General features: G+C 50.9%; 10 protein-coding genes and 1 other RNA gene. 7 read left to right on the plus strand and 4 right to left on the minus strand.

Annotation, left to right across the window (positions count from 1 at the left end):
- Positions 1-5: 5 nt before the first annotated feature.
- The 3 genes from L215_RS0107385 to L215_RS0107395 all read right to left on the minus strand — a co-directional run bounded on the left by L215_RS0107385 (position 6) and on the right by L215_RS0107395 (position 3,910).
- Complete coding sequence (locus tag L215_RS0107385) at positions 6-1,703, minus strand: glutamine--tRNA ligase/YqeY domain fusion protein (protein ID WP_027451570.1); 1,698 nt, start codon at positions 1,701-1,703, stop codon at positions 6-8.
- 89 nt (positions 1,704-1,792) lie between these two features.
- Positions 1,793-2,428, minus strand: a complete 636-nt coding sequence (locus L215_RS0107390; RefSeq protein ID WP_027451571.1) for a hypothetical protein — start codon at positions 2,426-2,428, stop codon at positions 1,793-1,795.
- Between the two features lie 15 nt (positions 2,429-2,443).
- Complete coding sequence (locus L215_RS0107395) at positions 2,444-3,910, minus strand: CCA tRNA nucleotidyltransferase (RefSeq protein ID WP_025884301.1); 1,467 nt, start codon at positions 3,908-3,910, stop codon at positions 2,444-2,446.
- A 365-nt stretch (positions 3,911-4,275) separates the two neighbouring features.
- Between L215_RS0107395 and L215_RS0107400 the strand changes: the two genes are divergently transcribed.
- Positions 4,276-4,536 (plus strand): RNA recognition motif domain-containing protein, encoded by a 261-nt coding sequence (locus tag L215_RS0107400; protein WP_025884302.1) that lies wholly within the window; start codon positions 4,276-4,278, stop codon positions 4,534-4,536.
- Between the two features lie 143 nt (positions 4,537-4,679).
- Here the strand turns inward: L215_RS0107400 and L215_RS0107405 are convergent, their stop codons facing one another.
- Positions 4,680-5,561: a fructose bisphosphate aldolase gene (locus tag L215_RS0107405; RefSeq protein WP_027451573.1), complete on the minus strand. Its 882-nt coding sequence runs from the start codon at positions 5,559-5,561 to the stop codon at positions 4,680-4,682.
- A gap of 1,382 nt (positions 5,562-6,943) precedes the next feature.
- On the opposite strand from L215_RS0107405, the gene L215_RS09940 reads away from it, so the two are divergent.
- The 6 genes from L215_RS09940 to rnpB all read left to right on the plus strand — a co-directional run bounded on the left by L215_RS09940 (position 6,944) and on the right by rnpB (position 16,671).
- A complete protein-coding gene (locus L215_RS09940; RefSeq protein WP_082239930.1) occupies positions 6,944-9,634 on the plus strand; it encodes a leucine-rich repeat protein in 2,691 nt (896 codons plus the stop codon).
- Between the two features lie 273 nt (positions 9,635-9,907).
- Positions 9,908-13,033 carry a leucine-rich repeat protein gene (locus L215_RS09945; protein ID WP_082239931.1) on the plus strand — a complete coding sequence of 1,042 codons (3,126 nt, stop codon included), beginning with the start codon at positions 9,908-9,910 and terminating at the stop codon, positions 13,031-13,033.
- Between the two features lie 18 nt (positions 13,034-13,051).
- Positions 13,052-13,714, plus strand: a complete 663-nt coding sequence (locus L215_RS09455; protein ID WP_025884170.1) for a DUF6939 family protein — start codon at positions 13,052-13,054, stop codon at positions 13,712-13,714.
- Between the two features lie 21 nt (positions 13,715-13,735).
- A complete protein-coding gene (locus L215_RS09655; RefSeq protein WP_052343481.1) occupies positions 13,736-15,199 on the plus strand; it encodes a DarT ssDNA thymidine ADP-ribosyltransferase family protein in 1,464 nt (487 codons plus the stop codon).
- Between the two features lie 86 nt (positions 15,200-15,285).
- Positions 15,286-16,104 carry a hypothetical protein gene (locus L215_RS0107475; RefSeq protein ID WP_025884174.1) on the plus strand — a complete coding sequence of 273 codons (819 nt, stop codon included), beginning with the start codon at positions 15,286-15,288 and terminating at the stop codon, positions 16,102-16,104.
- 170 nt (positions 16,105-16,274) lie between these two features.
- An RNA gene (rnpB, locus tag L215_RS09665) (RNase P RNA component class A) lies at positions 16,275-16,671 on the plus strand.
- Positions 16,672-16,846 lie beyond the last annotated feature (175 nt).

Here is a 16,846-nt window from a genome sequence, read left to right on the forward strand (position 1 = left end):
CTTCTCTAGCGACGATCTTTGAGCGATACGGTACGGTTGAAAACCAGTGCGCCTGGACGGCTGTCGGGATCGACCGTAAAGTAACCAACTCTCTGGAACTGCAAGTGATCCCCTACCTGAGCGTCTCGTAAACACTCCTCGACATAAGCATGCTGCACGATGAGTGAGTCGGGATTGAGATGGTCCTTGAGCTCCTCAGCAGGAATACCTGAGGGGTCTTCCTCTAGGAAGAGGCGGTCATAGAGACGTACCTCAGCATCTAGCGCATAGGCCGTAGAGACCCAGTGTATCGTAGCCTTGACCTTACGATTGCTACCTTCCATGCCTGTTTTGCTGTCCAGGTAAACTTCGGCAAGGACAGCGGTCACATTGCCCTCGGCATCCTTTTCGCAGCCAGTACACTTAATGATGTAGCCACCACGTAGGCGCACGTCCAAGCCACCAGGTGTAAGGCGATAATACTTCTTCGGAGCCTCCTCCATAAAGTCGCTCCGATCGATCCAGAGCTCACGCGTAAGGTGCTGAATATGCGTGCCCTCCGATAGATCCTCAGGGTTATTGACCATCTCTAGCGCTTCGTCGTGACCCTCTGGGAGATTGGTCAGGATGAGCTTGACAGGATCTAGGACAGCCGAGACACGTGCTGCGTGCTTGTTGAGATCGTTGCGCACAGCATGCTCTAGGAGCGAGAGATCAATGGTGCCCTCATAGCGGGTATAGCCAATCATGCTGACGAAGTCACGGATGGACTGTGGCGTGTAGCCCCTACGACGCAGACCGCAGAGGGTCGGCATACGTGGGTCGTTCCAACCAGTGACTAGCCCCTGCTGCACGAGACTGAGGAGCTTGCGCTTGCTCATCATCGTGTAGGTGAGGTTGAGGCGGTTAAACTCAAACTGATACGGTCTGTAAGTGGTGCCCTCGGGCATCAGGAGCTCCACAAGATAGTTGTAGAGCGGACGATGCGGCACGAACTCCAAGGTACAGATCGAGTGGGTCACCCCCTCGAAGTAGTCGCTCTGTCCATGCGCAAAGTCGTACATAGGATAGACCTGCCACTCTGTACCAGTGCGGTGATGCGGGCGCTTGATGATACGGTAGATAATCGGGTCGCGGAAGTGCATATCGTCCGAAGCCATATCGATCTTAGCACGGAGCGTCATAGCGCCCTCGGGGAATTCGCCCGCATTCATACGGTGGAAGAGATCCAAGCTCTCCTCAGCGGAACGATCACGGTAAGGGCTATTGATGCCAGGGGTCGTGGGCGTACCCTTCTGCTGGGCAATCTCCTCGGCGCTCTGCTCATCGACGTAAGCATGGCCCGTCATGATGAGACGCTCGGCAAAGGCGTAGAGCTGTGGAAAGTAGTCCGAAGCGTAGCACTCCTTACCCCACTCAAAGCCGAGCCAGTGGATGTCCTCACGGATAGCGTCCACGTACTCCACATCCTCTTTGATCGGGTTGGTATCGTCAAAGCGTAGATTGCACACACCACCATACTTCTGAGCGATGCCGAAGTCAATGCAGATAGCCTTAGCGTGACCTATGTGTAGGTAGCCGTTAGGCTCTGGTGGGAAGCGTGTCTGCACACGTCCATCGTACTTACCGCTCTGGATGTCCGCTACGACAACCTGCTCTATAAAGTTTAGTCCCGTGCTCTCTGCGCCATTGCTTGCAGCATCCTCTAGTGGAGTCTTGTTCATTGCATCTATATCTTATCGGAGACCCTTGCGCCGTGAAGTAGCCTCCCTCGGTTATCTATCTGAGTACAAAGGTAGATAAAAAAAGCACGCTACTCGACGTCGCTGGGGGTGCGGCCCGCTAAGGTGAGGCTAAAGCCGTAGCGATAGCGGTGAGCACCGTCGCTCTTGTGGATCATCTCTTGCGTCTGCTCCCACTGCTTGACCCAGAGAGGACGCACCTCTTCGCTATCCTCCTCGGCACCCTCGTGGGGCATCTCCACTAGGGCGACCTCTACCTGCTCCTCGGGAGCTATCTCCGTCTGCAGGATGTACTGTATCAAGCTCATAGCGAGCATGTCGAGCCACAGCTCTCTGGGCACCTCCACGGGCAAGCCCTCGAGCCTTTGCGCCAGGCTGGGGTCTGTCACGATGAGTGTCAGGTAGCCCTCACGCACCTCCTCTACAGGTATGCCCATAGGGTACTGCAGCGACACCTCCATGTGAAAGTCTTCGTCTGCCACCAACTCGGCAAGGCGTAGCGAGAGAGCGTCAAAGAGGGCATCTGCCTGGCTGTTTGTGTAAAGGAGCTGCGGATAAGCCCCCTCGAAGGGCAGCTGCTCGTAGAGCGTGTGCCACGGGTAATAAGGGAGGAAGTGACCCACAGGAGCCGTGGGCATATAGATATTGTGTGAACCAAAGTGATGTGGCTCAGCTAGCTCTTCGGCTATCTTCGTCTGATCTGTCATAGTTCTGTCTGTCTTTCAGTCATTAGTAGGTTGTGCGGGCTCACCCTCTTGTGGCTTGAGCCCACGCTCGGCAGCTTCCTTGAGGAGCAGCTCACGAGCAGGCTCATATTCATTGGGTATCTCACCGTCTAGGATCGCATTCTTGATCCGCTCCTTGAGCGTCCCCACGATCTGCGAAGGCGGAATCCCAAAGAGACGCATGATCTCGGCGCCATCGATCGGCGGAGCAAAGTTGCGAATGCGATCCTTCTCCTCCACCTCTTGGAGCTTGCGTCGTATCATCTGGTAGTTGTCCAGGACCTGCTGTACGCGCTTCGGATTCTTGCTCGTCACGTCGCTCTCCACCAGCGTCATCAAGTCCTCTATATCATCGCCCGCATCAAAGAGCAGACGACGTATCGCCGAGTCGGTCACCCCCTCATCAACGAGCGAAGAGGGACGCATGTGTAGGTCTACCAGCTTGGCAACATACTGCATGTGGCTGTCCAGCGGGAGCTTAAGCCGACGAAACATTCGCGGCACCATCTTAGCCCCTATATAGTTATGATTGTGAAAGGTCCACCCCTGCTGTGCATCCCAGCGCTTCGTCTTAGGCTTCGCAATGTCATGTAGCAGAGCTGCCCAGCGAAGGTAGAGGTTGTCACTCTTTGCCGCCAACTGGTCAACCACTTGATAGGTATGCGCGAGATTGTCCTTGTGCCCCACACCGACGACCGTCTCGGTGCCACGCAGTAGCTGCACCTCGGGCAGGATCAGCTCCAGTAGCCCCGTCTGCTCCATCAGGGATAGCCCCACACTGGGACGCGGCGAGAGCATGATCTTGTTGAGCTCCACGATGATACGCTCCGCTGAAACTATCTTAATGCGCTCTCGGAGCTTCACAATAGCGTCAAAGACGGCATCATCGATGAAGAAGCCCAGCTGCGAGGCAAAGCGCACCGCACGCATCATCCGCAGCGGATCATCATCGAAGGTAACCTGCGGATCGACCGGCGTGCGGATCATATAGTCCTGCAGATCCTCCAGCCCGTAGAAGGGGTCTACCAGCTCGCCATAAGTACGTTCGTTGAGCGAGATAGCCATCGCATTGATCGTGAAGTCGCGTCGCTCCTGATCATCTTCGAGCGTTCCATCCTCGACGATCGGCTTGCGACTATCTCGCTGGTAGCTCTCACGACGCGCTCCGACGAACTCCACCTCCACGCCCTTGTAGCGCAGCTGCGCCGTACCAAAGTTCGCAAAGACATGCACCTGGCACTTTGGCCCTATCTCCCGAGCCACCGCTTTAGCCAAGGTAATGCCACTGCCCACGCAGACGATGTCTATATCATTGCTCGGGCGCTGTAGGAAAAGGTCACGCACCCATCCACCGACCACATAGGTCTCCAGATCAAGCGTATCAGCCACACGCCCCACCAGCGCAAAGACTGGATGGCGCAGGTACGGACTGTAGTCAGCATAAGGGTCAAAAGGTATCGGCATATCTATCTCCTCTATATGGTAAACGATGGCTGTCGCACAAGTACTACAGCCTCAGGTGAAGCGTTACAAAGGTAATACAAATTAGAGACTGTAGCCTTCGAGCAGTGTCGAATAGGTTGCCACGTCAATAATTATACTTACATTTGCACCCAGCAAACGGAGGAAAGCATCGACGGCTATGGCACACATTAAGAATTTAGATAGTCGCCCTCTCTCGCCCGCTATATAATGACGACAAATATCGCCGTGACAGTAGATGGCAGTATGGTAGCAATTCAGACAGTTTGAGATCTGTATCACATTCGTGTGATGTCTCTCTCCCCAATGCTTCACTAATTATTTTCCCTTTTTCCCTTTTTCCCTTTATGACCCTATATTTAGGCAACTTAAGCTACCGAGTTCGTGAGAACGACTTGGAGCAACTACTCGGCGAGTACGGAGAGGTCTCCAACGCTCGTGTCGTCATGGATCGCGCCACTGGGCGTTCACGCGGATTCGGCTTTGCCGATATGGCTGACGAGGATGCTCGTCGTGCTATCGAAGCTCTTAGCGAGCAGGAGTTTGAGGGGCGTCGTCTCCTCATTCGTGAGGCTGAGGATCGTCCTCGCCGTGAAAGAAAGTTCTAAAGAGCATTCTGAGCAAAGTCAAGCCGTAGTGAAGCGAGACTAGACATCTCCAACTCTCGGCACGGTTTACGCCAATCCCATTAAAAAGAGGAGTTACCACCCATACGGGCGATAGCTCCTCTTTTTGTGTATCTATAGTAGGTTTACTTGATCGAAGCCTGATAGACGTCATCGACCGACTTCTCGATCGTAGCGTTGAACTCCTCATCGCTCTGCTGTGCCGTCAGGCCCTCAGCCAGTGCACGAGAGAAGGAAGCGATAACGCCCTTATTGCGAGCGAGTAGCTCGTTAGCGTGCTCACGGCTATAACCGCCTGACAGAGCCACTACACGAAGCATATTAGGATGCTCGATGACCTCCTTGTAGAGATTGTCCTCCGTGGGGAGCGTGATCTTGAGCATGACAGGACGATCCAGCTTGTCTAGGTGTGCTAGTAGCTCACGCTTGAGGATCTCCTCAGCCTTAGCCTTATCTGGGCAGTGGATGTCCACCTCAGGCTCTAGGATAGGCACGAGATCATGAGCTAGAATCTGCTTGCCCCACTCAAACTGCTGATCGACGATAGCCTTGATACCCTTCTCATTAGCCTCCTTGATGACACTACGCATCTTGGTGCCGAAGATATGGTACTTCGTAGCATCCTTGAGCAGATCATTGAGTCCTGGGAATGGCTTCATCAGCTGTACACCATCCTGTAGCTCCTGCAGTCCCTTGTCGACCTTAAGGAAGGGGACGATATGCAGCTTCTCCCAGAGATAGTCAGCCGTGTTCATGCCATCGATCTGACCACGCATCGTGCGCTCGAAGAGGATCACACCCACGAGCTTGCCCGTAGCAAAAGCTGGGCTCTTGATCATACGAGTACGCATTTGGTGGATCAGGTCAAACATCTCATCCTCAGTCTTCCAGGCATCCTCAGTGATACCATAAGCCTTCAATGCCTTAGGCGTAGAGCCACCACTCTGGTCGAGAGCTCCGATGAAGCCACGACCACTTTTCATCTGTTCTAATTGCTTCTGATTCATATTGTGTAAAAAGTAAGTTAGACGCTTATCAATCGCTTAGCTCTCCTCCTGGGAGAAGTCCGAGACGCGACCCATCCGCCACCGTCTCTGCCATAAACTCCTCAAAGGTAATAAAAATAAGTCACATAGCCCACTCACGCTTCGCTTGAAGCAGGGCTGACGCATGATAATTGCTCCGTTAGGAGCTACACATTAGCGACAAGCGAGACTTGGATGAGTTCATTATATATTATTGCTGTCCGACTACTCAACTTCGACCAATCTACAGTTTTCTTCGTAGGAAACTCTAGTTTCATACCTAGGAAACTCTAGTTTCATACCTGGGAAACTTTAGTTTCATACCTAGGAAACTCTAGTTTCATACCTAGGAAACTTTCGTTTCATACCGTATGGAACTTTAGTTTCATACCGTATGAAACTTTAGTTTCACCCAAGTGGTACTGATAGTTAGCTCATTTCCGCAGAACGATCTACTCGATGCCCCCTCAAAAAGCTTTCACTAGACAGCAATAACTATATATAATGCGTCAGCCCTGTCGCTTGAAGTTGCGGTTTTGGAATGGAAAGTATGCGCACTCGACCATACTAAATAGAGCAAGTGTCAAGGAAACCGAACAATTCCTCCGTGGAGATCTTGGATTTTCCAGCGAGAAACGGAAAAAATCTTCCGAACTTTGATTTCTTTCTTCCGAACTTTTATTTCGCCCCTCCGTGACGAATTTTCGTTTCCTCGTAAGCTATCGCGTATTTCCTCCCGAGGGATCCAAATCGCATCGGAGCCATCAGGAGACTGTTGCATAAAGGCGAATCGCTGTGTTGCTCTCGGGCTTCGGCTTCGGTCACATACGGAGGTATGCTCCCTTCAGACCTCACCCTCAGAGCCTTGCGCTTCATCCTTTCTGCAAAGTCAGGACAATCTTGCAAGCAAGATTGTGAGACTGTTGACTTTTGCAACAGTCTCATAAGAGTAATCAGAGTTGTCAGTTGTGCGCCTTCCGCAAATTGGGAATCAGATGAGATGAGACTGTTGACTTTGCGACAGTCTCAAAAAAGGACCTCGTAGAGGTCCGACGCTTCGTAGCCGTCGGTCGGAGGGGCAAAGCCCCGAACGACCGATGGATAGGCAAATGTAGTAGAAGATCGACCCCTTGTGGGTCGGACTAGACTCCGTATAGCTCAGCGGCTTTGCTCCTCCGACTGACGCTTACTCGTGCGATTCGCGAAGCAGAAGAGTATCCGACAGCTATATTATTGAATAGTGTTACCTTTGTGAGGCGAGGGCGTGGAGGGACGACAGCTATTGCGCTTCAGCAGGATGTAGCCCCTTCCTCTTTGCTTTGTGCAACGACTGAAGGTGTCATATAGAGAGATAATGTAAAGAGATGCAGTACCCATTATTGTCGGAGTATGTCAGTGCAATCACGCATGCGAGTGAAAATCTAGACCAGTTGAAGCATCTAGAGGTGGTGCAGGACGAGCATGGTGAGCCAAAACACAAGGCTTATCGCAAGATCGAGGAGAAGCTGGAGGTGGCTGGCACGACCTACTTCACCTCGATGCGCTACTACGAGCGTGAGCTCTTTGTAGATAGCAGTGTGAGTAGCGAGTCGGAGTTCCCTGTACTACTGATGGATTGGGTCGAGGGGAGTACGATGGAGCTGTACATTCGTGAGCATTATCGGGACTCGTACGCTATGGAGATGCTCTGCTACCGCTTCTGCCGACTAGCAGCCTACCTGCGCAGTCAGCCCTTTGCCCATGGCGATGTGAAGCCGGACAACATTATGGTCTCCGACACGGGTACGCTCACGCTGATTGACTATGATGGTATGTTTGTACCCAGCATGCAGGGTGAAAGTTCGCCAACGCTAGGCACGGAGGAGTTTCGTCATCCGCTTCGCACCCCTGAGCTATTTGACGCTACGATCGATGACTTTGCGCTAGCCTCCATTGCGCTCTCGCTACGAGCCATCGCTTTGGACTCGCAGTTGCTCGACCAGTACGGTGCTCCCGACCGTCTCCTCTTCAGTGCCAGCGACTACCGCGACTTAGCTCAGAGCAAGGTGATGCAAGCTATCTGGAAGCTCGTCGGGGACAAGGATCTCTGCAAACTTGTAGGGCTCTTCGTCTTAGCGCACGCAGAGCAAAGCCTCGCTTCCACCTCCTTCCAGCTCTTCTCCACGACCCGCCCCGAGAAGCCCGTCGTTGTGCCACTCTCTACCGAAGTCACAGACGAAGACCTCGCCGAAGTCTACATCGATGAGTATGGCGTCAAATTCAGTCCTGATCGCAAGCGCTTACTAAGAGCCCCTGACGATCTAGTCTCCTATACGATACCAAATACAGTTATAGTCCTCTGTGATAGAGCGTTCTTTCATTGCAAAAGTCTTACCTCGTTGACGATTTCTAACTCAGTCACCTCCATTGGAGACAGTGCATTCTCAGGTTGCTATAGCCTTACCTCGTTGACAATTCCCAACTCTGTCTCATCCATTGGAGATAGTGCATTTTGGGATTGCAAGAGTCTTACCTCGTTGACGATTCCAAGCTCCGTCACTACCATTGGAGCCAATCCCTTTAGTGTTTCAAAGTTTAAGTTGTGTAATCGATCCACACACTTTTACGTGGAGGATAATGTTCTTTTTACAGCTGATAAGAGTCAACTCATAGCCTATTGCTCTACCCAAGCTTTTTATAGTATTCCCAATTCTGTCACCTCAATTGGCGATTGTGCATTCTTGGGTTGTTCGAGTCTAACTTCGTTGACGATCCCAGATTCAGTCACCTCCATTGGAGACTGTGTGTTTTGGCATTGTTCTAGTCTTACTTCGTTGACGATTCCTAACTCTGTCACCTCCATTGGAGATAGCACATTTAGGGGATGCTCGAGTCTTACCTCGTTAACGATTCCCAACTCTGTCACCGCCATTGGTGATTGTGCATTCTCGGGTCTTACCTCGTTAACGATTCCCAACTCTGTCACCGCCATTAGCGATTGTGCATTCTTGGGTTGCTCGAGTCTAACCTCGTTGACAATTCCCAACTCTGTCACTTCCATTGGTGATAGTGCATTTTATTGGTGTTCTAATCTTATCTCGTTGACGATTCCTAACTCTGTCACCTCCATTGGAGGCTGTGCGTTTTGGGGTTGTTATAGTCTTACTTCGTTGACGATTTCTAACTCTGTCACCTCCATTGGAGATAGCACATTTAGGGGATGCTCGAGTCTTACCTCGTTAACGATTCCCAACTCTGTCTCCGCCATTGGCGATTGTGCATTCTTGGGTTGCTCGAGTCTAACCTCGTTGACGATACCCGCCTCTATCTCATTCATTGGAAACAGTTCATTCTCAGGTTGCTCCAGCCTTACCTCGTTGACGATACCCGACTCAGTCTCATCCATTGGCAATAGTGCATTTGATGGTTGCTCTAGTCTTACCTCGTTGACGATTCCCGACACTGTCACCTCCATTGGCGACTATGCATTTGAAAACTGCTCTAGTCTTACCTCGTTGACGATCCCTAACTCAGTCACTTCCATTGGAAAAGGTGCATTTGAGGATTGCTCTAGTCTTATATCGTTGACGATCCCCAACTCAGTCACATCCATTGGTGATAGTGCGTTTAAGAACTGCTCTAATCTAACCTCATTGACGATTCCTAACTCTATTACAACAGTTGGATCTAATCCATTTAGAAGGCTAACTCTTCAGTTAGATAATCGATCTCCACACTTTTATGTGGAGGACAATGTCCTCTTTACAGCTGATAAGAGTCAACTCATAGCCTATTGCTCTACCCAAGCTTCTTATAGTATCCCCAACTCTGTCACCTCCATTGGAGACAGTGCATTTGAGGGCTGTTCTAATCTTACCTCGTTGACGATACCCGACTCTGTCACCTCTATTGGAAAGAGCGCATTCATACATTGCTCTCGTCTTACCACGTTGACGATTCCTGACTCTGTTACCTCCATAGGAAAAGGAGCTTTGTATGGATGCGATAATCTTAACCAGCCCACTAGAGAGGAACTAAAGGATAGATTTGGGATACGAATCTTTGGGCTGTGGTGACCAACGAATTACAACAATATGATTATCGTAGCGAATAGGCGCAGGAAGCAAGAGAAGCTACTGCAGGAGTACCCAGGAGCGATTATTGAGGGTATAAAACGCAAGACGGAAAGGCATGTATCGAACACAACCCCTCTTATAGGCTAAATGTGTTACCTTTGTGAGGAGAGGGCGGAGAGGGACGACAGCTATTGCGTTTCAGCGGGATGTACCCCCTTCCTCTTCGCTTTGCGCAACGATTGAAGGTGTCATATAGAGAGATAATCTAAAGAGATGCAGTACCCATTATTGTCGGAGTATGTCAGTGCGATCACGCATGCGAGTGAAAATCTAGACCAGTTGAAGCATCTAGAGGTGGTGCAGGACGAGCATGGTGAGCCGTACCGCAGTAGCGGAGCCTTTGCCGTGGTCTTTAAGATGCGCGATCCTCGCACGGGGCAACTCTATGCGCTCAAATGCTTTACCGAGGAGCAGGAGGGACGTGCAGAAGCTTATCGCAAGATCGAGGAGGAACTGGAGGTGGCTGGCACGACCTACTTCACCTCGATACGCTACTATGAGCGTGAGCTCTTTGTAGATAGCAACGTGAGTAGCGAGTCGGAGTTCCCTGTTCTGCTGATGGATTGGGTCGAGGGGAGTACGATGGAGCTGTACATCCGTGAGCATTATCGGGACTCGTACGCTATGGAGATGCTCTGCTACCGCTTCTGCCGACTAGCAGCTTACCTGCGCAGTCAGCCCTTCGCCCATGGCGATGTGAAGCCGGACAACATTATGGTCTCCGACACGGGTACGCTCACGCTGATTGATTACGATGGAATGTTTGTGCCCAGCATGCAGGGCGAAAGTTCGCCAACGCTAGGCACGGAGGAGTTTCGTCATCCGCTTCGCACGCCTGAGCTGTTTGACGCTACGATCGATGACTTTGCGCTAGCCTCCATCGCGCTCTCACTACGAGCCATCGCCTTAGACTCGCAGTTGCTCGACCAGTACGGTGCTCCCGACCGTCTTCTCTTCAGTGTCAGCGACTACCGTGACTTAGCCCAGAGCAAGGCGATGCAAGCCATCTGGCGACTCGTCGGGGACAAAGATCTCTGCAAACTTGTGGGACTCTTCGTCTTAGCGCACGCAGAGCAAAGCCTCGCCAGCACCTCCTTCCAGCTCTTCTCCATGACCCGCCCCGAGAAGCCCGTCGTCGTGGCACTCTCCACCAAAGTCACAGACGAAGACCTCATCGAAGCTTACATCGACGAGTATGGCGTTGGGTTTAACTCAGATCGCAAGCGCCTACTAGAAGCCCCTAGCGATCTATTCTCCTATACGATACCTGACACTGTTACAACCATCTGCGATAGAGCATTTGCGGATTGCGATAGTCTTACCTCGTTGATGATTCCCGACTCTGTCACCTCCATTGGCAACGAAGCATTCTATTGGTGCAAGAGTCTTACCTCGTTGACAATTCCCAAGTCCGTTACAACAGTTGGATCTAATCCATTTAGAGCGCTAACTCTTCAGTTAGATAATCGATCTCCACACTTTTACGTAGAGGATAATGTACTCTTTACAGCTAACAAGAAGCAACTCATAGCTTATTGCTCTACCCAAACTTCTTATAGCATCCCCAATTCTGTCATCTCCATTGGAGATAGTGCATTCTATCAATGCTTGAGTCTTACCTCGTTGACGATTCCTGACTCAGTCACCACCATTGGAAACGAAGCATTCTTTTGGTGCAAGCGTCTTACCTCGCTGACGATTCCCGCCTCTGTCTCATCCATTGGTGATAGTGCATTCTCCAGTTGCTCTAGTCTTACCTCGTTGACGATACCCGCCTCTGTCTCATCCATTGGAAACCGTTCATTCTCAGGTTGCTCTAGCCTTACCACGTTAACGATTCCCAACTCTGTCACCTCCATTGGTGATAGCGCATTCTCTTGGTGCAAAAGCCTTACCTCGTTGACAATTCCCAACTCTGTCACCTCCATTGGTTACAGGGCATTTGAGAATTGTTCTAGTCTTACCTCGTTGACGATTCCCGACTCTGTCACCTCCATTGAAGACAGTACATTTGTGCTTTGCTCTAGTCTTACCTCGTTGACGATTCCTGACTCAGTCATCTCCATTGGAGATAGTGCTTTCTCCAGTTGCTCTAGTCTTACCTCATTGACGATTCCCAACTTTGTCACCTCCATCGGAGATCGTGCATTCGCAGGTTGCTCTAGTCTTACCTCATTGACGATTCCTAACTCTGTCACTTCCATTGGTTACGGAGCATTCTCTTGGTGTTATAGTCTTACCTCGTTGACGATTCCTGACTCAGTCACCTCCATTGGAGATAGTGCTTTTAAGAATTGCTCTAGTCTTACCTCGTTGACGATTCCCAACTTTGTCACCTCCATTGGAGACGATGCATTTGATGGTTGCTCTAATCTCACCTCGCTGACGATTCCTGACTCCGTCACCGTCATTGGAAACAATGCATTTAAGGGTTGCTCTAGTCTCACCTCGTTGACGATTCCTGACTCCGTCACCGTCATTGGAAACAATGCATTTAAGGGTTGCTCTAGTCTCACCTCGTTGACGATTCCTGACTCCGTCACCGTCATTGGAAACAATGCATTTAAGGGTTGCTCTAGTCTCACCTCGTTGACGATTCCTGACTCTGTCACATTCATTGGAAATAGCGCATTCTGGGGCTGCTCTAGTCTTACCTCGTTAACGATTTCCAACTCTGTCACAACCATTGAAGATTATGCATTCTATGAATGCAAGAGTCTTACCTCGTTGACAATCCTCAACTCTGTCACCTCCATTGGAGGCTCCGCATTTGAGTATTGCTCTAGTCTTACTTCGTTGACAATTCCCAACTCTGTCACCTCCATTGGATACAGAGCATTTGGTGATTGTAAGGGTCTTACCTCATTAACGATTCCCAACTCTGTCACTTCCATCGAAAACTATGCGTTCTCAGGATGCTCTAGTCTTATCTCGTTGACGATTCCCAACTCTGTTACCTCCATTGAAGGTTGTACATTCTATAATTGCAAAAGTCTTACCTCGTTGACGATTCCAGACTCTGTTACTTCCCTTGGAGATTGGGCATTCAATGGTTGCTCCAGCCTTACCTCGTTAACGATTCCCAACTCTGTCACCTCCATCGGAGACTATGCGTTCTCAGAATGCTCTAGTCTCACCTCGTTGACGATTCCTGACTCCGTCACCGCCATTGGAAGCTCCGCATTTAAGTATTGCTCTAGTCTTTCCTCGTTGACGATCCCAGACTCCGTCACCTCCATTAGCAGAGGAGCTTTGCATGGATGCGATAATCTTAACCTGTCCACTAAAGAGGAGCTGAAAGATAGATTTGGGGATCAAATCTTTTGGCGCGGGTGGTGACCAACAAATTACAGCGACATGATTATTGTAGCGAATAGGCGCAGGAAGCAAGAGAAGCTGCTGCAAGAGTACCCAGGAGCGATTATCGTGGACATAACGAGCAAGGCGGAGGAGCCGTTGGTGAAGCTGAGTCCGTTTTATCCACATGGGGGGATCCCGATACCCTTCTCATCGCCTGCCACGGGTGCTTCCGTAGAGGGAATTTGGCAGGGACTCAAGGTCTTTGAGTCGGTCGGTATAGACCGTGAGGTGATCCAGAAGAGCTCTATGAAGGGGCTGAAGCGGAGCGTGCGTCGCTTCGGACCGCCACGGGGGCATCAGCGTGGGCTGAACAGCTCGGAGCTACTCGACTACATGACAGCTCGGCGTGAGATCTACCTACCGACCTATCGCTGGGTGTTAGAGCACAAGGTACTATGGATCATAGAGCGCCTGCGGGCTGCTGACCGTGCTGGCAAGACGATCATCTTACTAGACTATAATAGTAGTACCGATGTGGACGACCCGAAGAAGCCACTCTCGCATGCTTACCTTGTGAAGGCTTATGCTGAGGGGCTCTACCCCTACGAGGATGCTATCGGCCTGGAGGAGCCTATCTCTAAGATTTCTATGAAGCAGGTAGTGCCTAGCGATGAAGAGCGGGGTATCATACAGACGACACTTTTTGGAGAGGAGCTATAACCTAGAAGAATATAAGAGACTATGAATAAGAGAGCAAACTGGCAAGAGTTTAAGGCGGTGCTGGATAGCCACGGCATTACGAAGCTATACCACTTTACCGATCGAGATAATCTAGAGCAGATCATACAGCATAGGGGACTCTACTCATGGCAAGACTGCAAGGAGCGAGGGATACAGATCCCGAAGCCTGGAGGTGGTGGCCCAGGTTCCCTATCCTGGTCACTAGATGAGCGTAGCGGGCTAGAGCACTATGTGCGTGTGAGCTTTACTAAGGAGCACCCGATGATGTATGTGTCAATGAATGACGGACGTATCTCTAACCCAGTAGTGCTGGAGATAGACCCTGAGGTAATCTATGACACGAATAGCCTATATGCTGATCGCAATGCTACGAGTAATGGGGTGCAGTGTGGAGGAGATCTGAGTAACTTCAAACAGATTCACTTCACGTCTGTCAAGGCACGAAAGCACTTCGACCTAGATGCTGATGAGCAGCCATACTATCAGGCAGAGGTGTTGGTGAAGAACTTCATCCCGCTACAGTACATCACCAATATCTCTAACTTTGGCATCCCAATCCCCTCACAGCCTACACAGCTTCAAAGCAAAAATGCCTACACAGCTCGCATCACACGCGAGCACCCCTCTGCCTTTATATTCCTAGTGGATCATAGCGTCTCCATGCGTAGCATTACTACCCTCAACGGGGAGCGTATGACCCTCTCGGAGGCTGTGGCTCGCATTGTCAATAATCAGATTGATGAGTTGGTAGAGCGCTGCGTACGTGCTAACGAGACGCGTCACTACTTTGACATAGCCGTCGTGGGCTATGGCGAGGAGGCGTACAGTGGTTGGAATGGAGCCTTGGCTGGTCGAGGCTTCGTGACGCCTGAGGAGATCCGATTTAATGAGTACAAGAAGATCAAGGTCAAGGAGCAGGTGCGGACTAGAGCTGGTGTGAAGGAGATCGAGGTCGAGAAGAAGCAGTGGATGGAGGCTCGTCATGATGGTCACTGGACGCGTATGGACAAGGCGTTTAAGCATGCTGAGGGGCTACTAGACGATTGGCTTTCTCGCCATCAGACGCAGGACTGCTATCCTCCTATTGTCATCAACATAACGGACGGCGAGTACAATGGAGCCTCTCGTGACGAGATGCAGCAGCTAGCCAATCAGCTGAAGTCGAAGTTTACGAATGATGGAAATGTGCTCCTCTTCAACATCCATATCGTCTCTGGAGAGATGGAGGCGATCCTATTCCCTGCGACCATTGGAGAGATGCGTGGTAATGGGTATGGAGAGTCACTCTTTGAGATGTCTAGCTTGCTACCTCTAAACTACAATGAGCAGATTCGTATGCTCTTTCACGATAGAGATCAAGACATACGCTACCGTGCGATGGGTGTAAACGCTGGCATGGAGCAACTGGTGAAAATGATGAAGATAGGCACGCTGTCAAGTGCCTTAGTACAGCAGTCTATATGAATAGAGAGAGACAGATAAGGCGTAAGAGGCGCACAAGGCTACGTAGACGAGCACGACGAAAAGCATCCCTTGCTCAGCCCCCTAAGATGACTAAGCTTAACTATCGTCTGGCCTCAATAGCTAAACCTGGCGAGGAGACTCCTAATGAGGATTCTGCCTATATAGACGCCTCCTGCCTAGCACTGTCTGATGGTGCTGGCGGGTGTGGGCTCTATGCGGATAGATGGTCTCACTATCTCGTGAGCCAGCTGGATAAGCAGACTCCGCTCATGGGCTATGAGGCTTTAGATAGTTGGGTGGAGCAGATTTGGCAGCCATTTTACAACGACTGTGAGGCTATGGCAAAGGAGGGGGATGCGATGCTCCTGAATAAGTTTTACAGTGAGGGATCTTGTGCTACGCTGGTAGCAGCTTGGATCGGTGATAATAGAGAGTGCCGATGGATAGCCTACGGGGATAGTGTCCTCTTTCACTACAATAGAGCTACTGGTGAGCTATGGCATTCCTTTACGAGCGTTGCAGACTTCGACAATCCGCCCCACTTGATAAGTTGCAAGGATCCGTTGACGCCAGCAGGCTTTAGCGAGGGAAGCCTAGCACTCACGGAGAGTAGTGTGCTATTTGCTGCGAGTGATGCGCTCTCTTGCTTTGTCCTCATGATGTATCAAGTCTCTCGATGGACGGAGTATGCGGACGAACTGGAAGTACTGATAGCCGAGCATAGCTCTGGTAGCCATAGGGTACAACTGGCTCGAGCGATGAAGTTTGACTTCTACGAGGATGTCTTGAAGCGGCTGATCGATAGCGCCTCTAGTGCGGAGACCTTTGCTCAGCAGATGCACGCTTGGCTCGATGCGGGGTTGCTGGAGCTAGATGACTATACGGTCGCTTTTCTCAAATTGTAGCGAGGTGCATGCGATACATCTGATGAATAGCATAAAGTTTTGGTAGTCCAATCCCAGATTTACGGGATCTAGGAGGAGAGCGTCACGCTAATCGCTTCATTTTGTATCTTTGCACACGTGGAGGCTACCGCTCTAGGGTGAGCGCCTCCCGGTGACGTATCATGGATATGACAGTAGGTCGGCTTGTCGCTGTCGTAAGGGTGGAGGGGGCCTCGGCTCCGGCCACTCGAGCGAGAGAGGAAAGTCCGGGCAACGCAGAGTACCATACTCCCTAACAGAGAGCTATCCGCAAGGGTAGGTGACGTGTAGAAGAGAAGAACCGCCTAGCTGGCTCTGCCACGCTAGGTAAGGGTGAGAAGGTGAGGTAAGAGCTCACCAGCGGTGTGGGTGACCCACTGGCTGTACACACTATGGGTTGCAAGATCAAGTATACCGACGCTATGAGGGCTACTCGTCCTAGTCGGAGGGTAGATTGCTAGAGACACTCGGCAACGGGTGTCGTAGATAAATGACAAGCGCCACTCCTCGTGAGTGGCACAGAACCCGGCTTATAGACCTGCTGTCCTCTCCGTGACTCGTCTCATACTCGCAAGTTGAGACTGTTGCAAAAGTCAACAGTCTCACAATCTTGCTTGCAAGATTGTTTAGACTTTGCAGAAAGGATGAAGCGCAAGGCGCTGAGGGTGAGGTCTGAAGGGAGCATACCTCCGTATGTGACCAAAGCCGAATCCCGAAAGCAACA

This window comes from Porphyromonas uenonis DSM 23387 = JCM 13868 (assembly GCF_000482365.1).
Lineage (GTDB): Bacteria > Bacteroidota > Bacteroidia > Bacteroidales > Porphyromonadaceae > Porphyromonas > Porphyromonas uenonis.